The organism is Chelatococcus sp. CO-6, from assembly GCF_001271345.1.
Classification (GTDB): domain Bacteria; phylum Pseudomonadota; class Alphaproteobacteria; order Rhizobiales; family Beijerinckiaceae; genus Chelatococcus_A; species Chelatococcus_A caeni.
Genome location: NZ_CP012398.1, coordinates 2,167,205 through 2,189,094, shown reverse-complemented (window position 1 = coordinate 2,189,094; position 21,890 = coordinate 2,167,205). Strand labels below are relative to the sequence as shown.

Genomic DNA, 21,890 nt, shown 5'->3' with positions numbered 1-21,890 from the left:
CATGCCTGTTGCCATCACGCTGACGGTGAACGGCGAAACACTCACCCGCCTCGTCGAGCCGCGCGAGACCCTCGCCGATTTCCTGCGCCGCGACCTCGAGCTCACCGGCACCCATACCGGTTGCGAGATGGGCGTCTGCGGCGCCTGCCTCGTCATGCTCGACGGGCTGCCCGCCCATGCCTGCCTGATGTTTGCTGTGCAGGCGGACGGCACGCGGGTCGAGACGGTCGAAGGGCTGACCGGGAGCGCGGCACTCGCCGATCTGCAGCGCGCCTTCCATGAGCGCAACGCGCTGCAGTGCGGCTTCTGCACGCCGGGCATGCTGATCTCGGCCGAGGGTCTGCTCGCACGCAAGGCGATGCCGAGCCGCGAGGAGATCCGCGACGCGCTCTCCGGCAACTACTGCCGCTGCACCGGCTACGAGGCGATCGTCGACGCCATCGAGACGGTGGCCCGCCGTCGCGCCGCCGGCGAGGCCGCCCTCCCCTTCGCGGAGGAGCCGGCATGAACAGGCCCCTCAGCGCCCTCGACCGGCCGAACTCCTACATCGGCCGCTCGGTCTCGCGGCCGAACGCCAAGCGCCTGCTGGCGGGGCGCGGGCGCTACGTCACCGACCTCGTCCTGCCGCGCATGCTGCACGCGGCCTTCCTCCGCAGCCCCTATGCCCATGCGCGGATCGTCGCGATCGACGTTGACGCGGCGCGCGCCATGCCGGGGGTGCGGCTCGTCGCAACCGGGGCCGATCTCGCCAAGCTCTGCAAGCCGTGGACGGGCACCCTCGATCATTTCAAGGGGATGACGTCGGTGCCGCAGCTGCCCCTGCCGCTCGAGGAGGTGCTGTGGGCGGGCCAGGCCGTCGTCGCGGTGGTCGCCGACAGCCGCGCCGAGGCGGAGGATGCGGTCGAGGCCATCGTCATCGAATTCGAGGAGCTGCCGGCAGTCGTCGATATCGATCTGGCACGCGCACCCGGCGCCGACCGCGCCGCCGCCGGCCTCGAGAACAACCTGTGCTTCCACAGCCGGCTCGATACCGGCGGGATCGACACGATCTTCGCGGGCGCGGCCCATGTGGTGGAGGAGGAATTCCATTTCGGGCGGCATACCGCCGTGACGCTGGAGCCGCGTGCCATCGTCGCCGACTACGACCGCAGCGAGGGACGCCTCACGGTTCACCACGCGACGCAGACGCCCTACCAGTTCCAGGACCTCTATTCGCGCCACTACGGCATCCCGGAGGCGCGCGTGCGCGTGATCGCGCCGGATATCGGCGGCTCCTTCGGCATGAAGCTGCACGTCTACCACGAGGACATGGCGGTGGTGGGCCTCAGCATGCTGACCGGCCGCCCCGTCAAGTTCGTCGCCGACCGCATCGAATCCTTCGTGTCCGACATCCACGCCCGCGATCACAGGGTGCGCGCCCGCATGGCGCTCGACGACGCGGGCACCATCCTCGCCATGGACGTCGAGGACGTGACCGCCATCGGCCCCTTCTCGACCTATCCGCGCACCAGCGCCGTCGAGGGCAACCAGGTCATCCGGCTGATCGGCGCGCCCTATCGCCTGCGCAATTATCGCGCGGAGCTGTCCGTCGTCTTCCAGAACAAGGTGCAGACGAGCCAGTACCGCGCCGTCGGCCACCCGATCGCCTGCGCCGTGACCGAGCGGCTGGTCGACATGGCGGCGGCGAAGGTCGGCCTCGATCCGGCGGCGATCCGCGCGCGCAACCTCATTCCCGATGACGCCTATCCGTGCGAGTCGCCGACGGGCTTCAGGTTCGAGGCCCTGTCGCACCAGCAGTGCCTTGCCCGGCTGAAGACCATGATGGACTACGAGCGGCTGCGCGACGAGCAGGCGGCGCTGCGCGCGCGCGGCATCCACCGGGGCATCGGCATCGCGACCTTCGTCGAGATCTCCAATCCGAGCCCGGCCTTCTACGGCATCGGCGGCGCACGCATCTCGGCCCAGGACGGGGCGATCGTGAAGGTGACGCCCTCGGGCGAGGTGCGCTGCCTCATCTCCGTCACCGAGCAGGGACAGGGCACCGAGACGATCATCGGCCAGATCGTGGCCGACCATCTCGGCATCCCCTGCGAGCGGGTTCAGGTCGTGACCGGCGACACTGAGGTCACGCCGCACGGCGGCGCCACCTGGGCCTGCCGAGGCGCCGGCATCGGCGGCGAGACGGCGCTGCAGGCGGCCCGCCGCCTGCGGGCGAACATCCTCGCGCTGGCGGCGACGATCCTGCAGGCGAAGCCGGAGACCCTGACGCTGCAGGACGGCATCGTCGTCGATGCCGTGACCGGCGCCGAGCGCATCAGCCTCGCCGAGATCGCCCGCATCGCCTATTTCCGCTCCGATATCCTGCCGCCGGACGCGAGCGCCCAGCTCTCCGTCGCCCATCACTACGCGCCGCAGGGCTACCCCTTCGCCTTTACCAACGGCATCCAGGGCTGCCACGTCGAGCTCGACGCCGAGACGGGTTTCGTCAAGATCCTGAAGCACTGGGTGGTCGAGGACTGCGGGCGCATCATCAACCCGCTCCTCGTCGACGAGCAGATGCGTGGCGGGGTGGTCCAGGGGCTCGGCGCCGCCTTCTTCGAGGAGTGCCTCTACAACGACGGCGGCCAGCTCACCAACGGCTCGCTCGCCGATTATCTCGTGCCGATGGCCTGCGAGATGCCCGATATCGAGATCGGCCATGTCGAGACACCGACGGCCGATACCGTTCTCGGCGCCAAGGGCTGCGGCGAGGCCGGCACCGCCGCCGCCTCCGCCGCCGCCCTCAATGCCGTCAACGACGCGCTGGCGCCCTTCGGTACCTCGATCGCACAGATCCCGATGACACCCGCGCGCCTGCTCAAGGCGCTCGGCCGCATATGAACAACGACAAGAAGACAGAGGATGGAGGAGACGAGATCATGAGCAGCAAGCAGGGGAATTCAGGAACCTCCCGTCGCGACGTGCTCGCGGGCCTGTCGGCGGGCACAGCGCTCCTCGCCATGCCCTGGGTCGCCCGGGCGCAGGGGGAAACCATCCGCATCGGTTTTCCGACGCCCCTGACCGGGCCCTTTGCCGCCGAGGCCAAGGACCAGGTCAAGAGCGCGGAACTGGCGGTCAAACTCGTCAACGACAAGGGCGGCATCGCCGGCCGCAAGGTCGAGCTCCTGGTGCGCGACGACAAGCTCAACGCCGGCGAGGCGGCGACGCGGACGCTCGAGCTCATCGAGAAGGACAAGGTCCACGCGATCGTCGGCGCGCTGTCGAGCGCCGTCCAGCTCGCGGTCAACGAGGTCACACGCGCCCGCGGCGTGATCTACGTCTCCATCAGCCAGTCCGACACCATCAACGAGGTCAAGGATTTCAGCCGCTTCACCTTCCACGAGGCGCTCAACCCGCACATGACGACGGCCGCGGTCGCCAAGCATACGTTCAAGCAGGGCACGAAGGTCGCCTATCTCGTCGCCGACTATGCCTACGGCCACGAGATGCTGCGCGGCTTCAAGCGCGCGGAAGCCGCGCTCGGCGCGACCGGCGTGGGCGAGATCCTGCACCCCTTCGGCGCCGCCGACTATTCCACCTTCATGCCGCGCCTGCGCTCCATGCGGCCGGACATCCTGTGCATCTGCAACTTCGGCCGCGACCAGGCCAATGCCATCAAGCAGGCGGTCGATTTCGGCATGAAGCAGCAGATGCAGATCGTCGTGCCGGTGCTGCTGCACAACCAGCGCCTCGCCATCGGCCCCGAGGCCTTCGAGGGCGTCATCGGTGGCGCCAACTACTATTGGGGGCTGGAAGAGACCATTCCCTCGGCCAGGTCCTTCAACGACGCCTTCCGCGCCGCCAACGGCGGCGCCATCCCGACCGATTACGGCGCCTATGGCTTCACCGGCGTCTATTCGCTGCTGCTCGCCATGGAGAAGGCCGGCGGCACGGACACGGACAAGGTCATCGCCGCGCTCGAGGAGCTGCAATACGACATCGCCAAGGGGCCGCAGCGCTACCGCAAATGCGACCACCAGTCGGTGCAATCGGTCCTGGTGCTGGAATCGAAGAAGAAGGCCGACATGGGCAGCGAAGCCGATTTCTTCCGGGTCATGGCGACCGAGCCCGCCTCGGAATCGATCCTGCGGAGCTGCTCCGAACTGGGCCTGCCGGCCTGATCGCGCACCGGACCCCTCTCACGGAGGCCTTGCGATGGACGCCGAACTCGTCGCCATGCAGCTCTTCTCGGGCGTTGCGCTCGGCGCCATCCTGATCATGGTCGCGCTCGGCCTGTCGATCATCTTCGGCATGCTGGGCGTGGTGAACTTCGCCCACGGCGCATTGTTCATGGTCGGCGCCTATGCCGGCCTGTGGGTGGCCTCGCTGACCGGCAGCTTCTGGTGGGGGCTGCTGGTGGCCCCGGTCGCCATCGGGCTCTTCGGGATGGCGATCGAGCGGGTCCTGATCCGCCCGCTCTACCGCCGCTCGATCGACGATCCGCTGCTGCTGACCTTCGGGCTCGGCTATGTGCTCGTCGAGGCGGTGCGCATCGTCTTCGGCAGCGACGGCATCCCCTTCCCGACGCCGCCCGAGCTCGCTGGCGTCGCCGATCTCGGCATCGGCTTCTTCCCGATCTATCGCCTCTTCGTGGTCGGCGTCGTCGCCGCCGTGCTCATCCTCGTCTGGCTGTGCCTCGAGAAGACGCGGTTCGGCCTCATCGTGCGCGCCGGCGCGCGCGATCCGCTGATCATGCGCGTGCTCGGCGTCGACATCGCCCGGGTCTGGCTGCTCGTCTTCGGGCTCGGCGTCGGCCTGACGGCGCTCGGTGGCGTGCTCGCCGCACCGATGCGCAACGTCAATCCCGAGATGGGCTCGCTCGTGCTGGCGGAGGCCTTCGTCGTCACCGTGATCGGCGGCATGGGCTCGCTCGTCGGGGCGGTGGTCGCCGGGCTCGTCGTCGGCGTCGCCATCAGCATGACCGCGCTCTTCGCGCCGGAGATGGCGACGATCGTGATGTTCGCCCTGATGGCGCTCGTGCTGCTGGTGCGTCCGCAAGGCCTGTTCGGCAAGCCGGGCCGCGCCTGAGGAGAACCCGATGACCCTCTCCGCCCAATCCCTCGACGCCGGCCCTCGTCCCCTGAGGGCGCGCCTGGCTGCCCGGCGCGTGCCACTCTCGATCCTGGCCCTGTGCCTGCTGCCCTGGATCCTGCCGTCCGAGGCGCTCGCGGTGAACGTGCTGGTCTACGGGCTGGTGGCCGTCGGCTACAACCTGCTGTTCGGCTATACGGGGCTCCTGTCCTTCGGCCATGCTGCCTTCTTCGGCGCGGGCGCCTATGTCACCGGCATCGCCATCGGCCGGTTCGACGTTCCGTGGTTCGCGGCGCTGGCGCTCGGCGTGGCCGCCGGCGGCGCGCTCGCCTTCGTCATCGGCCTTCTGTCCATCCGCACGCGCGGCATCTATTTCTCGATGGTCACGCTCGCGCTCTCGCAGCTCGTCTACTACATCGCCCTGCAGGCCTCGTCCTGGACCGGCGGCGAGAACGGGCTGCGGGGCTTCACCGTCAGCGAGCTCAATCTCTTCGGCTGGACGGTCGACTTCCTCGACCCCGTCAAGAAGTACTACGTCATCATGGTCTTCGCCGCGGCGGCCCTGTGGTTCGTCTCGCGCATCCTCAACTCGCCCTTCGGCTCGGTGATCGAGGCGATCCGCGAGAACGAGACCCGCGCCCGCGCCTGCGGCTACGACGTCGAGCGCACGAAGCTCATCTCCTTCACGCTGTCGGGGCTGATCTGCGCGCTGGCGGGCACGCTGTTCGCGCTGCATCTCGCCATCGTGCCGCTCGACATCCTGCACTACCACACTTCGGGCATGATCGTGATGATGACGCTGCTCGGCGGCGCCGGCAGCTTCTTCGGCCCCTTCGTCGGCGCCTTCGCCTTCCTGCTCATGGAAGACGTGGTGTCATTGTGGACGCCGCACTGGCAGATCGTGGTCGGCTCGGTCTTCATCCTCTTCGTGCTGTTCCTGCCCAAGGGCATCTGGGGCACGCTCATGGCCCGGGGGGCCGGCCGATGAACGCGCCCCTGCTTGCCGTCGAGAACATCGGCCGGCGCTTCGGCGGCTTCGTCGCCCTCGAGGGCGTCACCGCCAGCTTCGCGCCCAACAAGGTCACCGCCGTCATCGGCCCGAACGGCGCCGGCAAGAGCACGTTCTTCAACGTGCTCTCCGGCGTGCTGCCGCCCTCGACCGGCACGATGCGCTTCAAGGGCCGGGATCTCGCCGGCACGCCCCAGCACCGCTTCGCGCATCTGGGCATCGCCCGGTCCTACCAGATCACCAACATCTTTCCCGAACTCTCCGTCCACGAGAACGTCCGCGTCGCCGCGCAGGCCTTCCGCTCGCGCTACGACATCTGGCGCGACCGGGCGGCGCTGACCGAGCTCGACGACAGGGCCGCGGCGGCGCTCGCCGCCGTCGGGCTCACCCACCGCGGCAGCGCCACGGCCAAGTTCCTCGCCCACGGCCAGCAGCGGGCGCTGGAGATCGCGATCGCGCTCGTCGCCGATCCGGAACTCCTTCTCCTCGACGAGCCCACCGCCGGCATGGGCCCTGAGGAAACGAAGGAGATGATCGCGCTTATCGAGAAGCTCGCGGCCGAGCGCACCATCCTGCTCGTCGAGCACAAGATGAAGATGATCCTGGGGCTGAGCGATCGCATCCTGGTGCTGCATCACGGCCGGCTCATCGCCGACGGCAGCCCGCAGCAGATCCAGTCGGACCCGGAGGTCCGCCGCGTCTATCTGGGGCAGAACGATGGCTATGCTTGAGATCGAGGGGCTGAACGCCTGGTATGGGGCGAGCCATGTACTGCACGGCATCTCGCTCAGCGTCCAGCCCGGCGAGATCGTCGCGCTCGTCGGCCGCAACGGCGCCGGCAAGACCTCGACGATCCGCGCCGTCATGGGGCTGATGCCGAAGGCGACCGGCTCCGTGCGCTTCGCGGACGCCGAGCTCCTGCCGCTGCCCGCCCATGCCCGCTTCGGCCTAGGCCTCGCCTACGTGCCGGAGGAGCGGCGCATCGTGCCGGGGCTCACGGTGCGCGAGAACCTGCAGCTCGGGCTCGTCGCGAGCGACGGCACGATCGACGAGCGGCAGGCGATCGACGAGATCGCCAGGAGCTTTCCGCGGCTGAAGGAGCGGCTCGACCAGCAGGGCGTGACCATGTCGGGCGGCGAGCAGCAGATGCTGGCCATCGCGCGTGCCATGATCGCCAGGCCCAGGATGATCCTGCTCGACGAGCCGTCGGAAGGCATCATGCCCATCCTCGTCGAGGAAATGGGGGTGCTGTTCCGCCGCCTGCGCGACGAAGGCACGACGCTGCTGCTCGTCGAGCAGAACGTCGAATGGGCGCTCAAGCTCGCCGACCGCGCCGTCATCATCGACCAGGGCGAGGTCGTCCATCGCAGCAGTGCCGCCGCGCTGCTCGCCGACAAGGCCATCCAGGAACGCTATTGCGCCGTCTGAACGGCGGGGAGACCACCATGGACATCACCGGCGAACACCGCATCGCGGCGTCGCGCGAGGCCGTCTGGCATGCGCTCTTCGATGCCGAGACGCTGAAGGCCTGCATTCCCGGCTGCAAGGAGCTGGAGCAGACCTCGCCGACCACCTTCGCCGCCAAAGTCCAGCTCAAGATCGGCCCCGTCTCGGCGACCTTCGCCGGCACCGTCGAGCTGCACGACATCGACGCGCCGAACGGCTGCCGCATCGTCGGCCAGGGCAACGGCGGCATCGCGGGCTTCGCCAAGGGCAGCTCCGAGATGCGCCTGAGCGAGGACGGCGCCGGGACGCTCCTGACCTACGACGCCAAGGCGGAGATCGGCGGCAAGCTCGCGGCGCTCGGCAGCAGGCTCGTCCAGGCGACCTCGCGCAAGCTGGCGGAACAGTTCTTCGGCGCCTTCGCGGGCCGGCTCACCTCCTGAGGCGACCGGCTGTTCGCCGGATCAGCTGCGCAGCATGGTCGCCAGCACGGGATAGCGGCTGAGCTGGCTCGCGATGTGAGAAGCGATGGCCCTCAATTCCGGCAGCCGCTCCGCCACCAGCTGTTCGGGGGTGACGAGGCCGGTATAGCCGGACGTGTTCAGCGCGGCGATCGTATTGCCTTCGGTGTCCCGCACCGCAACGGCGAGAGCGGTGATGCCGTAGTCGAGCTGGTCCACCGTCGTGGCATAGCCGTTGGCACGCACCTGCATCAGCTCGTCACGCAGGCGCGCCTTGTCGAGGCAGGTCTTGGAGGTGAGCGGCACGGGCTCCAGCCGGTCGAGCCAGTCGGCGAGCTCGTCGTCCGGCTTGGCGGCAACCAGTACCCGGCCCATGGAGGTCGCGAAGGCCGGATAGACGGCGCCGGCGACCGCAGCGGCGCGGCGCGCCCGCTGGCGCGAGTGATGCGCGACATAGATGACGGAATGGCCGTCCAGCGTGGCGACCGACGACGCGTCGCCGAACCGCTCGACGAGCGAGCGCAGGTCCGGCAGCAGGACCTCCTCGATGCGTGCCGAGAAGTAGAAGGAGGAGCCCAGCGCCATGATCTTCGGGCGCAGGTGGAAGCGCTTGCCCTCCTGGCCGACGTAGCCGAGCGCCTTGAGCGTGAGGAGGCTGCGGCGCGCCGCGGCCGGCGACAGGCCGACCCGCTTGGCAACCTCGCTCAGCGTCATGTCCGGGTGGTTCTCGTCGAAGGTTTCGAGAATGGCCAGCCCCTTGGCGAGCGCCTCCACGAATTCGGACGGCCGGTCCTCCCTGGCGTCGGTGTCGGGCGACAATGACATCCCCATCAACCTTCCGGTGCGAGCACGAAATCGAATTCGATGATCGCATCCGGCTTTGCGTCAAGCGTGAAGCCCAGGGCCTCCACCTCCCTCGCCGGCCGGACCTTCGCCACCAGCGACCGGCGCACGCCGAAGACCGCGTCCGCATCGAGATATTCGGTATTCTCGAAGAAGACCTCGGTGGTGATGGCGCGCATGCCGGGCGCACGCACGATGTAGTGCAGATGGGCCGCGCGCCAGGCGTGACGGTTGCCGGCGCGCAGCAGCCTGCCCACCGGGCCGTCATAGGGGACGGTATAGGGCTTCGGCAACACCGTCGTGTAGTAGTAGCGGCCCTGATCGTCGGTGGTGAAGACGCCGCGCAGGTCGTACTTGTCCTGCCCGTGCTCCTGTTCCTGGATGGGATAGGTGCCGGAGGAATCGGCCTGCCACGTGTCGACGATCGCCCCCGGCAGCGGCTTGTGCAGGATGTCCGTCACCTTGCCATATACGAGCACCTTGGCGCCCTGGCGGTCCTTGCCGAGATCGGCGCCGAGCGCCATGCGCGGGGCATTGTCGAGATAGAAGGGCCCGAGGTTGGAGCCCTCGGTGGCGCCGCCGCGCGTGTTGATCATGTCCACCAGGGCGGAAAAGCCGAGCACGTCGGAGAGCAGGATGAACTCGTGCCGCTCCGGCGTCGAGATACGCCCGCAGTCGTAGAGGAAGTTGAGCACCCCGATCCATTCCTCATGGGTGAGGTTCATCTCGCGCGTATAGTCGTGGAGGTGATCGAGCAGACCGTGCAGCAAGGCCTCGAAACGGCTGCCGGGCTCGGTCCGGAAGGACTCCTTCACCGCCTGCGTGATCGTGAACTGATTGATATCGCGCACGTTTTCCTCCGCTCCAACCGACCGGCCGACGGTCCCAAGACCCTGTGCCGGTCTTTTATCTTGACGGGACGGTAATCGCTCCGCATTATTTCGACAAGCGAAAAACATTTCGTATAGCGAAAAAGAGGCGGCATGCGGATCGGCAAACAGGACAACGCCCTGACGGCGATCGCCACCTCGGATGCGGAAACGATCACCGTCCGCGGCGAGGATCTGTGCGAGGACCTGATCGGACGGATCGGTTTCACGGACTATTTCTGGCTGCTGGTGCTGGGCCGGCGTCCGACCCGCGCCCAGGCCAAAATGATGGACGCCTGCCTTGTCGCCATCGCCGAGCACGGGCTGGTGCCCTCGGTGCAGGCGGCACGGATGACGCTCGCCGCCGGGCCCGAGGCCTGGCAGGGCGCGATGGCCGCCGGGCTCCTCGGCATGGGCAGCGTCGTGGCGGGAAGCTCCGAGGCGGCCGGGCGTTTTCTTGCCGCCGTCATCGCCAGGGCGCAGGCCGACGGGACGGAGATCGAGGCTGCGGCGATCGCCAGCCTCGGAGAGTTGAAGGCCCGGCGGGAGAAGGTGCCCGGCCTCGGCCACCCCCAGCACAGCGCCGGCGACCCGCGTGCCGACCGCCTTCTCGCCATTGCCGACGAGCTCGGCGTTTCCGGGCCGTACTGCCGGGCACTCCGCCTTCTCGCCCGGCATGCGCCGGACATCTACGGGCGGCCGCTGCCCGTCAACGTCTCAGGGCCATCCCGGCGACGATCCTCGATGCCGGCTGGCCCGTCGAGGCGCTGAAAGCCGTGCCGCTCCTGGCGCGCACCGCCGGGCTCTCGGCCCATCTCTATGAGGAATCGCAGCGGCCGATCGGTTTCATCATGTCGCACAAGGCCGACCTCGCCATCGGCTACGACGGCGCCATGCCGCGCCGCGACAGCAAGAAGGGGTGACGGCAGGGATGGTCAAGATCCTCAAGGACGTGCGCGTCGTCGAGCTCGGCACCTATATCACCGGGCCGGCGGCCGGCATGCATCTCGCAGACCTCGGCGCCGATGTCATCAAGGTGGAGCGGCCGGGAACGGGCGATCCCTTCCGAGCCTTCAAGGGCGGGCTCTATTCGCCGCACTTCCAGACCTACAACCGCAACAAGCGGTCGATCGCCCTCGACACGCAGGCGCCCGGCGATCTCGAAGTGCTGCGCGAGCTCGTCGCCACGGCCGACGTCTTCATCCAGAACTTCCGCCCGGGCGTCGCCGAGAAGCTCGGCGTCGGCGAGCGGGACCTGCGCAAGATCAAGCCGTCGCTCATCTATTGCGCGATCTCCGGCTTCGGCACGTCCGGGCCGGCCCGCGACCGGCCGGTCTACGACAGCGTCGCGCAGGCCGCGAGCGGCTATCTGCGCCTGCTCACCCCGCCGGTGAAGCCGCGCGTCATCGGACCGGCGATCGCCGACGCGGTGACCGGCCAATATGCCGCCATGGCCGTCGTCGCCGCCCTGCTGGAACGCACGAAGACCGGCAAGGGCCGGCGCGTCGACATCTCCATGCTGGAGGCCATGGCGCATTTCAACCTCGACAGCTTCACGCACTATTTCTCCGTCGGCGAGGTCATGGGACCGCTGTCACGCCCCGTGGTGTCGCAGTCCTACACATTCGAATGCGCGGACGGGAAATGGATCGCCTTCCATCTCTCGTCGCCGACCAAGTTCTGGGAGGGGCTGCTCAAGGCGACGGGGCAGGAGCAGCTGCAGGAGGATCCGCGCTTCTGCGAGCGGCTCGCTCGCATCCGCCACCAGGACGAGCTGATCGAGCATTTCACCCCCGTCTTCAAGGCTAGGCCGCGCGCAGAGTGGTGCCGCCTGCTGGAGGAGGCCGAAGTGCCCTACGCGCCAGCCTATGATGCCGACGAGGCGCTCGAGGATCCGCAGGCGGTGCACCTGCACATCAAGGTCTCGGTCGAGCACCCGCAGATGGGCACCTTCACCACCGTGCGCGCCCCGTACAACTTCGACGGCACCCCGGAACTCGACGTCCTGCCGCCGCCGATGCTCGACGAGCACGGCCCGGAGATCCGCGCCGAGATCGCCCGCAGAAGGGCCGGCTGACGCAGCGCTGCAACCCGGAGGAAGAGACATGAGCGATGCAGCCGGCCCGGATTCGGTCCCTGTCGCCGACGTGATGGAGGCCAGCAGGGGGATGCTGCAAAAGCAGCTCTACGCCATCGCCACCACACCTACGAACGGCCTCGCGGCGGTCTTCGCGCATATGGAGGCCCACCTCGCCTTCCAGGTCGAGCTGGAGCGGAAGGGCATCATGTTCGCCGCCGGGCCGATCTGGACCGATGACGAGCAGAGCTGGAGGGGCGAAGGCCTCGTCATCATCCGCGCCGCCTCGCGTCAGGAGGCGGTCGCTATCGCGGCAGAAGACCCGATGCACAAGGCGGGCGCCCGCAGCTTCACGGTCAGGCCCTGGATGGTCAACGAGGGATCGCTGACCGTCCGGCTCGACTTCTCGAAGGGGAAATTCAGCATTTCCTAGTCGCTTCCAGGGGAGGAAAACATGAAAAAGCTCTTGGGCCCGATCTTGGCCGCATTCCTCGCCTTGCCCGCCGCGGCAACGGCGCAGGAGACCATATCCCTCACCATCGCCTCGAGCCATCCGACGGTCGTTCCCTGGGTGGGAATGATCAAGACGCACTTCATGGCAAGGACCGACGAGATCCTGGCCAAGGGCGGCAAGTACAAGATCCGCTGGAACGAGGCCTTCGGCGGCCAGCTCTACAAGGCCAATGCGACCCTGTCCTCGGTGGAGGAAGGGGTGACGGACATCGGCTGGGTGTTCTCCTTCCTCGAGCCGGCGCAACTGCCGCTGAGCCAGGTGTCGACGAACACGCCCTTCACCGTCACGAACGTGCCGGTCCTGCTCGAGGTGATGGAGACGCTGCTCGAAAGCAACGAGGCCTTCCGCAAGGAGTGGGAGAACCACAATCTGAAGGTGCTCGGCCTGACGGCGACCGACCTCTATGACATCTATACGAAGAAGCCCCTCACCGGCATCGGCGACATCCGTGGCATGAAGCTGTCGGCGCCGGGCGTGCTGGGCAACTGGCTGCGCGGCACGGGGGCGAATGCCGTCGACGGCGCGCTGACCACCTTCTACACGGACATCCAGACCGGCGTCTCCGACGGCGTCCTGACGCTGGCGCTCGGCGCCCTGCCGATCAAGCTCTACGAGGTCGCGCCCTATATCAGCCGCTTCGATGCGGCCGCCGCGTTCTCTGGCGCCATCGCCATCAACAAGGACAGCTGGGATCGCCTGCCCGACGAGGTCCGCAACGCCATGATCGAGGCCGGCAAGTACTACACGGTCAGCCATGGCGAGGACATGGTGCGGCTCCACGAGGACGCGTTGAACAAGATGGTGGAGCTCGGCGCCCGGCAGTCCCCTCCGGTGACGATCATTCCGATGCCGGCCGAGGAGCGCCAGAAATGGGTCGACATGCTGCCCAACCTGGCGGCCGAGTGGGCTGCCAAGCTCGAGGGTCAGGGTGTTCCCGCCAACGCCTTCGTCAAGGAATACATGGGCGCGCTGCGCGCCCGGGGCGTCGAGCCGTCCCGCAACTGGGACGAAGGCCTCTAGGCCGCGACATGAAAGCCTCGTCCTCCAGCATGAGCGCGCCGGCGTCGGCGGCCCGTCCGGATTGGCTGCGGCGCTGCTGGGCCTTCGTCGTCGATGGCCTTGCGGCGCTGGCGACCTGCCTCATCGGCATCCTGATGGTCATCATCTGCGCCGACATCGTGTTCAGGAACGTCTTCGGCGCGTCCCTGCCGCTGGTGTCGGAAATCGGCGCGCTTCTCGTCGTCCTGATCGTGGCCCTGCAGCTCGCCTCGGCCATCCGGGCCGATCGGCTGCCGCAGGTGGAGGTCGTCATGCTGGTTCTGTCGCGTCACGCACCGCGAGCGGCGGCGGCCCTGAAGGCGGCCTTCGCCCTCACGGGCGCGGCGATGATGGGCATGATCGCCTGGGCCACCGCCGGCATCCTGGCGAAGGACGTCGCATCCGGCGATTTCATCGGCACCCCAGGCCTCGGCACATTGCCGACCTGGCCCTTCCGGGCGCTCATCATGATCGGCATGGCGGTTGCCGCGCTCGCGTTCGCGTCGGCGGCGCTCAGGCATCTGCTCGATGCCGTCACGGGAAGGATCGACACCCATGAGCCCGGCTGAAATCGGCTCGCTGGCCATCGGCGCGCTCGTCGTGCTGATCGCCGTGGGCATGCCCATCGGCGTGGGCATGCTCCTCGTCTCCTTCATCGGTGTCGGCCTCATCCGCAACGACGTGGTGGCGATGCGGATGCTCGGGCAGGTGGCGAACGATTCACTCGAGGAATATCTCTTCGCCGTCGTGCCTTTGTTCGTCCTGATGGGATTGCTCGTCACCACCTCCGGCGTCGGCCGCGACACCTTCGACGTCTTCCAGCGCCTCCTGCGCCGCCTGACGGCCGGGCTCGGCGTGGCGACCGTGTTCGCCAATGCCGTCTTTGCCGCGATCACCGGCATTTCCATCGCCTCGGCAACGGTCTTCGCACGCGTGGCGGTGCCGGAGATGAGACGGCACGGCTATACGCGCGCCTTCGCCACGGGCGTGGTCGCCGGCTCGTCCGTGCTGGGCATGCTGATCCCGCCGTCGCTGCTCTTCATCGTCTATGCGGTGCTGGCGGAGGAATCCGTCGGGCGCATGTTCCTGGCAGGCGTCGGCCCCGGCATCGTCCTGGCGCTCGCTTTCACCGCAACGATCCTGCTGCTGGCCCATACCCGCAGGCCTTTCGTGTTCTCGGGCAGCGCCGACACGGCAGGCCATGACGCAATTGGTACCGGAGGCCTGGTGCGCAAGGTCATTCCGATCGCGCTGCTGATCGGCCTCGTTCTCGGCGGCCTTTACGGCGGCTTCTTCAACCCGACCGAAGCGGGCGCCGCCGGCGCCTTCGGCGCACTCGTCATCGCCGTGCTGCGCAAGTCGCTCGACCGCCGCTCCTTCTGGAACCTGCTGGTGGAGACCGGGCAGATCACCGTCTCGGTCCTCTTCCTCATCCTGGCGGCGAGCTTCTTCTCCCGCATGCTCGCGCTTTCCGGCATGCCCCAGGCGCTGGCGGCGTTCTTTCTCGAAGGCCCCGTCGGCCCCTACGGATTTCTCGTCGCCTATATCGTGCTCGTGCTGCTGCTCGGCTGCCTGATCGATTCGATATCGATCATGCTGATCCTCCTGCCGATCGCGGTCCCCGTCGCCAAGGCCATCGGGCTCGATCCCATCTGGTTCGGCGTCATCACGGTGCTCGCGGTCGAGATGGGGCTTCTGACACCACCGTTCGGGCTCTCCGTCTACACGATCAAGTCGGCGATGGGGGATGCCGACCTCAAGGTCGGCGAGATCTTCCGCGGGGCCATGCCCTTCCTCGCCGCGATGCTGTTCACGCTCGTGCTGATCATCCTGTTCCCGCCGCTCGCCACCTGGCTTGCCCGGCTCTGAGACGCACGAACTCCGGCCCGGAGACCTCCCCCCCCTCCTCGGCTGCAGCATCCCGCCCGCCAGATCAGCTAGGCGGTCCCGGTTCCAGTCGCCATTAACGCCGATGATGTCCTGCGATCGGATGACCGGGGCAAGCTCTTCCCGAGCCTGTGCACGGTGCAGGAGCGGCAGGGCGGCGGGGCCCCCGGCTATCCCGGCCCCCTTGCGACCTCCTCCATCCGTCGGACCGCGTCACGAACGACCGTGAGCTCGTGTTCATAGTCGCGGATACGCTCGGTCCAGATATTCTGCATGAGATGATGGCCGTGCTCGGCCGCCTGCTTCTGGAGCTTGCGTGCCAGGACCACCTTCTCCTCCAGCGCACGCAGCGCACTTGCGAGCGCGCGATGCAGGTTCTCGTCGACGGCGATGTCCATCAGTTCGGCGGTATAGGTATGGCCGACATGACAGCGATACCGCGTGAGCCCGCCCTCGTCGATCTCCCACATCACGCCGTGGCAGTCGGGGCAGGCCAGCAAGGATCGCCGGCCGATACGGTCCATGTTGTCCATGTTGGCGCGTCCCCCCTTTGCTATCTCAACCTCGAGCTTGATCTCTTCGGGAATCCTGACCTGACCGCCCGCCGGCTGATGGACGATGTTCTCGATGAGCGCCGCCATGTCCTTCAGCCTGGCGACGTGGTCGGGCTCGATCATGCGCAGGGCATTTTCCGGCATATCGGGAAAGGCCGCGTCGTCGGGATGCTGCACGATGCTCACGCCGCCACACCGGCTGACGGCCCAAAGACCCGATGCGCCATCGCCGAGCGTTCCGGTGAGCACGACCCCGACCGACCGCGATCCGCAGCAGACGGCGACCGAGCGCAACATGGGATCGAGAGCCGGCCGCGTGTTGTTCTCCCGCGGCCCGACGCCGAGCAGCAGCCTGTCGTTCTCGACCAGCAGATGGCGGTCGGGTGGCGCGATGAAGATATGGCCGTTACGGCCGCCACATTCGCCGAGCCGCGTAACCACCGCGCACCGATAGACCTGTTCTTCCGGTCCCTCGGCGAGCATGGCGACGGCTTTGCCGTCATTCTCTCGGGCGCGGGTTCGGACGGGGCGGTCGGCGTGCGCAAGGTCAAGGAGGCTGGCGGGATCATCCTCGTGCAGGATCCCCACGAGGCGGAATATCCGTCCATGCCGCGCAGCGCGATCGCAACCGGCATCGCCGACGTGGTGCTGCCGGTGCGCGAACTCGCCGGAAGGCTGGGCGATCTCATCCGCAACAGGAAGGCCGGTGATCTGGCCGATCGCGGCCATGTCGACGAGGATTTGCTCCGGCGGGTGCTCGCTCATCTGCGGGTCCGCACCGGGCACGATTTCTCGAAATACAAGCGCTCGACCGTGCTCCGCCGGATCGCGCGCCGCATCCAGGTCACCAGGACCGAGGATATGCGGCGATACTACGAATATCTTCGCGACAACGAGGAGGAGCCCCAGGCGCTGCTCAGCGACCTGCTGATCTCGGTCACGACCTTCTTCCGCGACCGCGAGGCCTTCGATGCGCTGAAAGACCAGGTTCTTCCGCAACTCTTCGGTGCAAAGCAGGCAAACGAGACGATCCGTATCTGGGTGCCCGGCTGTGCGACCGGCGAAGAGGCCTACTCGATTGCCATGCTTCTGTTGGAGGAGTCGGCACGCCACGAGGAGCGGCTTCCGGTTCAGGTCTTCGCTTCCGACATGGACGCACGCGCCCTGAACCTCGCCCGCGAAGGCCAGTATCCCTCCGCCATCGAGGCGGATATCAACGAGGAGCGCTTGCGGCGCTTTTTCACGCGGGAGAAAGAGGGTTACAGGGTGCGGCAGGAAGTCCGCGACATGGTGCTGTTCCCCAGTCACGACCTGCTGAAGGACCCGCCGTTCTCGCGCGTCGACCTCATATCGTGCCGCAACCTGCTCATCTATCTCGATCGCGAGCTTCAGGAGCAGGTCTGCACCACGCTCCACTACGCCCTCAATCCGGGCGGGTTCCTGCTGCTCGGCTCTTCGGAATCCGCCGACAATCCTCCGGGCCTGTTCCGCATCGTCGACCGGAATGCGCGCATCTACCAGTCTTCGTCCGTGCGGGGAGAGCGGCCACGCCTTCTCCCGCGCCTGCTCGGCAACTATGCGCTGCGCGAACACGGTCTGCCAGCGGTGCGCAGCCCGGGCCCCGGCGCGGCGCTCAGTGATGCTGTGGCCCACAGGCGCGCCATCGAGAGACTTGCCCCGCCCAGCATGCTGGTCGACGAGTACCACAAGGCGGTCCATCTGTCCGAGCATGCGGGCCGGTTCGTCCAGCCCTCGGGCGGGCCGGTGAACAGCGACGTGGTGGACCTGGTGCGGCCGGAGCTCCGCTTCGAGCTGCGTTCGGCGCTCCACCGCGCCTTCGATCAGCAGCAGTCGACCCTCAGCCTGCCGATCCCGGTCCGTTTCAATGGCGCGGTTCACCGCGTGATCCTCCACGTCCATCCGATCGCGGGCGGCAACGAGCGTGAGGTGAGGACGGCGCTGGTCATGTTCATCGAAGGAGAGTCCGCCGGCGACGGTTCCGCTGCCGGCTCCGGCGACCAGACGAACGACGATACGGTGCGCCGTCTCACCGAGGAGCTGGAACTGACGCAGGCCCGGCTCAGGACCGTGCGCGAGGAATCGGAAGCGGCCAACGAGGAGCTGCGCGCCGCCAACGAGGAACTGCAGTCGATCAACGAGGAATACCGGTCGACCTCCGAGGAGCTGGAGACCAGCAAGGAAGAGCTGCAGTCGATCAACGAAGAGCTGCAGACGGTGAACAGCGAGCTCAAGCTCAAGCTGGAGGCGATCTCCCGGGCGCACAGCGATCTGCAGAATCTGATGGCGGCCACGGACTTCGGCACGCTGTTTCTCGATTCCACGCTGCGGATCAAGCGTTTCACCGAGCAGGTGACGGAACTCTTCAGTGTCACGCCGAACGACGAGGGACGCCCTATCACCGATTTCGCGCACCAGCTCGAATACGACGATCTGGTGCGGGATGCGCGCGCTGTCCTGGCCGACCTCGCGCCGATACGCCGGGAAATCTACAGCCGGCTCGGGCGTTGGTACGATGTCCGCCTGCGGCCGTACCGGACCGTCGACGACAAGATCGACGGGGTGGTGATCACGTTCGTGGACGTGACCGACAGGCGGCATGTGGAAGAGGCGCTGCGGGCAAGCGGCCAGGAGCTGCGCCAGCAGAAAGCCCTTGTCGAGCTGTCCCGCGCGCCGATCATGGTCTGGGACTTTGACGGCGGGATCGTCGACTGGAACCGGGGCAGTGAGGAACTCTACGGCTACACACGCGACGAGGCGATTGGAAAACGCAAGGAACGGCTGCTGAAGACCGTCGTGCCGGGCTCCTCATTCGAGGCCTTGCGAAAGGAACTGGCGGAAAAAGGCTCCTGGACAGGCGAAGTAAGGCATACGAGCAAAACGGGGCGGGAGATCGTCGTCGAGAGTCATATCGAGCTGGAATCGCTGCAGGGCCGGCGGCTCGTGCTGGAAAGCACGCGCGACATCACCGAGCGCAAGGAATGGGAGCGCCGCCAGCAGCTCCTGCTCAGGGAACTCACGCATCGGGTGAAGAATGCCCTCGCCGTCGTTCAGTCGATCGCGCAACAGACACTGCGTGCCGCTCCCTCGCAGGAGGAGTTCGTGAAGCGGTTCAGCGGCCGGCTCGAGGCTCTGGCGGGCGCCCATGGCCTGCTCGTGCAGTCGGAATGGCTCGGGGCGGACTTCCGGGCGCTGGCAGAAAGCCAGCTTGCCGGTCACGTGTCGGATAATCCGGAACGGCTGACGCTCGAGGGCGAACCGGTCATGTTGGGAGCTGATCTTGCGACCCCATTCGGTCTCGTCTTGCACGAACTCGCTACCAATGCGGTGAAATATGGGGCGCTTTCCGTGCCGGAAGGCAAAGTTCACGTAAGCTGGACCGTCTTGGAGGGGAACTCCAAACGTCTTCGGGTGTTGTGGGAAGAGAGGAACGGACCTGTCGTCGCGGCTCCTGAGAGAATCGGCTTCGGGACAAGCCTTATCGAGCGCGGTATCCCGAATGCCCGAGTCAAGCGTGAGTATCGCCCGGACGGCTTCGTTTGCACGATCGAAGTTGCGCTCCACGAGGCGACCCGCGATGGAGAGACCGACAGGGCACAGCCAAAGCCGTCCGTTGGCGGGGGTGCGGGTCCTCGTGGTGGAGGATGATACCTTCATCCTCATGGACCTCGAGGCCGTGATCGTGGATGCGGGGGCGGAAGTCGTTGGCCTTTGTCGATCCGTCGGCGAGGCCCAGTCGACCCTCGACACCACGCGCGTCGACGTCGCCATCCTGGATTTCGGCGTATCCGACGGCACGGTGGCGGAACTTGCCCATCGGCTGACGGCCCATGGCACGCCCTTTTGCTTCTACACCGGTCAGGTGGCGACGGACCCTCGCCTGGCGGCCTGGCATGACCCAAAGATCATTCAAAAGCCGGCACAACCCCGCGCAATCGTGGATACTCTAGCAACGCTGGCGGGGCGGTGAACGCAGCCTTGCAATGACCGGAACGGGCGGCTCCGTCGCCGACTGCCTAAGAGAGCTGCCGCGCCCTGGCGGGGCGACACAAGCAGGCAGGCAAGCCAGATAAAGCGCAGCGGCAACAATCCATACCCGGCCATTCCACGAGTCCGCAGTCGCGGTATAAAGAACCGTAAAGCCAAGCGGAGAAAGCCATGTTCTCATGCCGTTCCCAGGTGGAACGGCTAACGGGACGACAGCTGCAGCATCCGGTGGAGGTGCTTCTTCAGCAAGGGAGCTTCAGCTGATGGTCACAGCGCCCACGGGGCGCGGTCGGAGAACGCCTTTGCCAGGTGATCGATAATCGCCCGCATCAGAAACCGAAGAGCTGCCGGGATTCCTCAGGCGTGATGCGGCGCGTGCTGTTGTGTTCGCGCACGATCTTCCACCCGTCGCCGGTGCACCGCCATACGAGCGTCGAACGCGCGCGAACCGAGATGATCGGCTGGCCCTCGGCTGGCTCGAGGCGCGCCGCGAATTCCAGCGTCGACGTCGACAGCTCATCGCCGACAATCGCCTCCGGGCCGTTCAGGACGAGGTGGTGGGCCCGGCGCAGTGCCTGGAACGACGATTCCCACAACGCGCGGTATTCCTCCGGCGAGCGAGCAATCCGGAAATCCGGAGACATGTCGTCATAGAGCACGATATCATTGGCTTCCCAGTCGTAGTACTTGCCGAGCTTCTCGCGAAAATCCCAGGATTGGCCGGCGACCGGCTTGTCCCACCCGACAAGGATCCATTCCTTGTGGAGCTCTGGGACCGAAGTTGCGCCCGAGATTGAACACCGGGCGGCCGTCCCCGATTGCGCCTGCGCCACCGTTGGCGATGCAAGCGCCATAGTTGCGGCCGCGATGATCGAGAATAGACCGATACGCATGTTGGTCCCCTTTGCGTCAATGCGGCGAGCCATGAAGCCCCGTCGAAGATGAGTTGCTCGTCGCTGACCGTTCGACGGGCCGGGACCGAGAATACGGGATCGGGATCGCCTACGCGGTTGAGCCGATCTGCTGCTCCGGCGATGCCACCACGTCCAAGGCGCAGAGATTATCTGGCCTGGACGCCCCAACGGCTCGCAATCGTCCCGGTCATTGCCTTCTCCAAATTGTCCGGCCCGAACGTAGAGGTCGCCAATGGAGCGGACAACCTGTTCAATTATGACCAGACTGGTAAGGCCAGCTAACCAATGGCCGCCGACCCGACCAGCTTCTCCATCTTTCTGGGCGTTGCAGAGGCGCGGAGCTTTCGCGCCAGGGCCCGGGCATTTGGGTGTGAGCGATCGGCGGAAGCGCGCGCTCCCTGCTCGCCGGTGCGATTGGTGGGCAAGCCCAATCGGCATCCTCGCTCACCCCGTCGGCGCTCTTGTGACTACTTGCCCGCGCGCAGCTGCGAGAGGAGCCGCTCCGCCGTGGGGGTCGACGATGCCGGATTCTGGCCGGTGATCAGCAAGCCGTCGCTCACAACGTGAGGTGCCCAGTCCGGCCCCTTGGTGTAGATGCCGCCCTTGGCCTCCAGCTCGTCCTCGACCAGGAACGGCACCACATCGGTCAATTCGACGGCTGCTTCCTCGGTGTTGCTGAAACCCGTGACCTGCTTGCCCTCGACCAGCGGGCGGCCTTGCGGTGTCTTGGCGTGACGCAGCACGCCCGGCGCATGGCAGACGAGCGCGACCGGCTTGCCAGCGGTGATAAAGGATTCGATCAGCGCGACCGAGTGCTTGTCTTCGGCCAGATCCCACAACGGGCCGTGACCACCGGGGTAGAACACGGTGTCGAAATCGGCCTGCGACACGCTGTCCAGGCGCACGGTCGCCGCCAGCTGCGCGTTCGCCTGCGGGTCCGCCGCGAAGCGGCGGGTTTCGTCGGTTTGAAACGCCGGTTCGTTGCTCTTGGGATCGAGCGGCGGCTGCCCGCCCTTGGGCGAGGCCAGCACGATCTCCGCCCCGGCGTCCTTGAGGGCGTAATAGGGAGCGGCCAGTTCTTCGAGCCAGAAGCCGGTCTTGCGACCGGTGTCGCCGAGTTGATCGTGCGAGGTCAAGACGATCAGGACTTTCATGGTGACGTTCTCCAGGTTGACGCTTTATATTAGACCGGTCGTCTATAACGTG

Annotated in this window: 21 protein-coding genes and 1 pseudogene; 17 read left to right on the top strand and 5 right to left on the bottom strand. The window is 67.0% G+C overall.

Going from position 1 to position 21,890, the window contains the following annotated elements; translation table 11 throughout:
- The first annotated feature begins 1 nt into the window (after position 1).
- The 8 genes from AL346_RS10270 to AL346_RS10235 are packed head-to-tail and all read left to right on the top strand — an operon-like array spanning position 2 to position 7,965.
- Entirely contained in the window at positions 2–508 is a 507-nt protein-coding gene (locus tag AL346_RS10270; protein WP_156332853.1) for a (2Fe-2S)-binding protein, read from the top strand.
- A complete protein-coding gene (locus AL346_RS10265) occupies positions 505–2,880 on the top strand; it encodes a xanthine dehydrogenase family protein molybdopterin-binding subunit (RefSeq protein WP_019402264.1) in 2,376 nt (791 codons plus the stop codon). Before AL346_RS10270 ends, AL346_RS10265 begins: the two co-directional genes overlap by 4 nt.
- A gap of 38 nt (positions 2,881–2,918) precedes the next feature.
- Positions 2,919–4,160, top strand: coding sequence for an ABC transporter substrate-binding protein (locus tag AL346_RS10260; RefSeq protein WP_026015145.1), 1,242 nt, complete (start codon positions 2,919–2,921; stop codon positions 4,158–4,160).
- Between the two features lie 34 nt (positions 4,161–4,194).
- Complete coding sequence (locus tag AL346_RS10255; protein WP_019402266.1) at positions 4,195–5,067, top strand: branched-chain amino acid ABC transporter permease; 873 nt, start codon at positions 4,195–4,197, stop codon at positions 5,065–5,067.
- 10 nt (positions 5,068–5,077) lie between these two features.
- Positions 5,078–6,058, top strand: coding sequence for a branched-chain amino acid ABC transporter permease (locus tag AL346_RS10250; protein WP_019402267.1), 981 nt, complete (start codon positions 5,078–5,080; stop codon positions 6,056–6,058).
- Entirely contained in the window at positions 6,055–6,810 is a 756-nt protein-coding gene (locus tag AL346_RS10245) for an ABC transporter ATP-binding protein (protein ID WP_019402268.1), read from the top strand. Before AL346_RS10250 ends, AL346_RS10245 begins: the two co-directional genes overlap by 4 nt.
- Positions 6,803–7,507, top strand: a complete 705-nt coding sequence (locus tag AL346_RS10240; protein WP_019402269.1) for an ABC transporter ATP-binding protein — start codon at positions 6,803–6,805, stop codon at positions 7,505–7,507. The genes AL346_RS10245 and AL346_RS10240 overlap by 8 nt, the downstream gene beginning before the upstream one ends.
- 17 nt (positions 7,508–7,524) lie before the next feature.
- The gene (locus AL346_RS10235) at positions 7,525–7,965 is read left to right on the top strand and encodes a CoxG family protein (RefSeq protein WP_040404443.1); all 441 of its coding nucleotides are present in this window, start codon (positions 7,525–7,527) and stop codon (positions 7,963–7,965) included.
- Positions 7,966–7,986: 21 nt separating this feature from the next.
- Here the strand turns inward: AL346_RS10235 and AL346_RS10230 are convergent, their stop codons facing one another.
- Positions 7,987–8,814: an IclR family transcriptional regulator C-terminal domain-containing protein gene (locus AL346_RS10230; RefSeq protein ID WP_197286612.1), complete on the bottom strand. Its 828-nt coding sequence runs from the start codon at positions 8,812–8,814 to the stop codon at positions 7,987–7,989.
- Entirely contained in the window at positions 8,814–9,677 is an 864-nt protein-coding gene (locus AL346_RS10225) for a dioxygenase (protein WP_019402272.1), read from the bottom strand. The genes AL346_RS10230 and AL346_RS10225 overlap by 1 nt, the downstream gene beginning before the upstream one ends.
- Positions 9,678–9,809: 132 nt before the next feature.
- Between AL346_RS10225 and AL346_RS10220 the strand changes: the two genes are divergently transcribed.
- From AL346_RS10220 to AL346_RS10195, 7 genes are read left to right on the top strand one after another with little or no spacing between them, the layout of a single operon-like run.
- Positions 9,810–10,466, top strand: coding sequence for a citryl-CoA lyase (locus AL346_RS10220; RefSeq protein ID WP_371259736.1), 657 nt, complete (start codon positions 9,810–9,812; stop codon positions 10,464–10,466).
- A 5-nt stretch (positions 10,467–10,471) separates the two neighbouring features.
- Positions 10,472–10,618, top strand: a complete 147-nt coding sequence (locus AL346_RS25935) for a hypothetical protein (RefSeq protein ID WP_371259735.1) — start codon at positions 10,472–10,474, stop codon at positions 10,616–10,618.
- 8 nt (positions 10,619–10,626) lie between these two features.
- On the top strand, positions 10,627–11,772 hold the full coding sequence (locus AL346_RS10215) for a CaiB/BaiF CoA-transferase family protein (protein WP_019402274.1): 1,146 nt from the start codon (positions 10,627–10,629) through the stop codon (positions 11,770–11,772).
- 28 nt (positions 11,773–11,800) lie between these two features.
- The gene (locus AL346_RS10210; RefSeq protein WP_019402275.1) at positions 11,801–12,205 is read left to right on the top strand and encodes a YciI family protein; all 405 of its coding nucleotides are present in this window, start codon (positions 11,801–11,803) and stop codon (positions 12,203–12,205) included.
- Positions 12,206–12,226: 21 nt separating this feature from the next.
- The gene (locus AL346_RS10205) at positions 12,227–13,306 is read left to right on the top strand and encodes a C4-dicarboxylate TRAP transporter substrate-binding protein (protein ID WP_019402276.1); all 1,080 of its coding nucleotides are present in this window, start codon (positions 12,227–12,229) and stop codon (positions 13,304–13,306) included.
- A 29-nt stretch (positions 13,307–13,335) separates the two neighbouring features.
- Positions 13,336–13,893, top strand: coding sequence for a TRAP transporter small permease (locus AL346_RS10200; protein ID WP_210168029.1), 558 nt, complete (start codon positions 13,336–13,338; stop codon positions 13,891–13,893).
- The gene (locus tag AL346_RS10195) at positions 13,880–15,193 is read left to right on the top strand and encodes a TRAP transporter large permease (protein ID WP_019402278.1); all 1,314 of its coding nucleotides are present in this window, start codon (positions 13,880–13,882) and stop codon (positions 15,191–15,193) included. Before AL346_RS10200 ends, AL346_RS10195 begins: the two co-directional genes overlap by 14 nt.
- A 188-nt stretch (positions 15,194–15,381) precedes the next feature.
- Here the strand turns inward: AL346_RS10195 and AL346_RS24600 are convergent, their stop codons facing one another.
- A complete protein-coding gene (locus tag AL346_RS24600) occupies positions 15,382–16,248 on the bottom strand; it encodes a chemotaxis protein CheB (RefSeq protein WP_019402279.1) in 867 nt (288 codons plus the stop codon).
- Between AL346_RS24600 and AL346_RS10185 the strand changes: the two are divergent.
- Positions 16,162–19,431 (top strand): annotated as a pseudogene (locus AL346_RS10185) (CheR family methyltransferase); the annotation flags it as partial. The gene AL346_RS24600 and the pseudogene AL346_RS10185 sit on opposite strands and share 87 nt — an antisense overlap.
- Positions 19,432–19,444: 13 nt before the next feature.
- Positions 19,445–19,753: a hypothetical protein gene (locus AL346_RS10180; RefSeq protein WP_157672242.1), complete on the top strand. Its 309-nt coding sequence runs from the start codon at positions 19,445–19,447 to the stop codon at positions 19,751–19,753.
- Positions 19,754–20,099: 346 nt separating this feature from the next.
- Here the strand turns inward: AL346_RS10180 and AL346_RS10175 are convergent, their stop codons facing one another.
- Positions 20,100–20,663: a nuclear transport factor 2 family protein gene (locus AL346_RS10175; RefSeq protein WP_040404451.1), complete on the bottom strand. Its 564-nt coding sequence runs from the start codon at positions 20,661–20,663 to the stop codon at positions 20,100–20,102.
- A gap of 488 nt (positions 20,664–21,151) precedes the next feature.
- Positions 21,152–21,838 carry a type 1 glutamine amidotransferase domain-containing protein gene (locus AL346_RS10170; protein WP_019402282.1) on the bottom strand — a complete coding sequence of 229 codons (687 nt, stop codon included), beginning with the start codon at positions 21,836–21,838 and terminating at the stop codon, positions 21,152–21,154.
- Between the last annotated feature and the right edge of the window lie 52 nt (positions 21,839–21,890).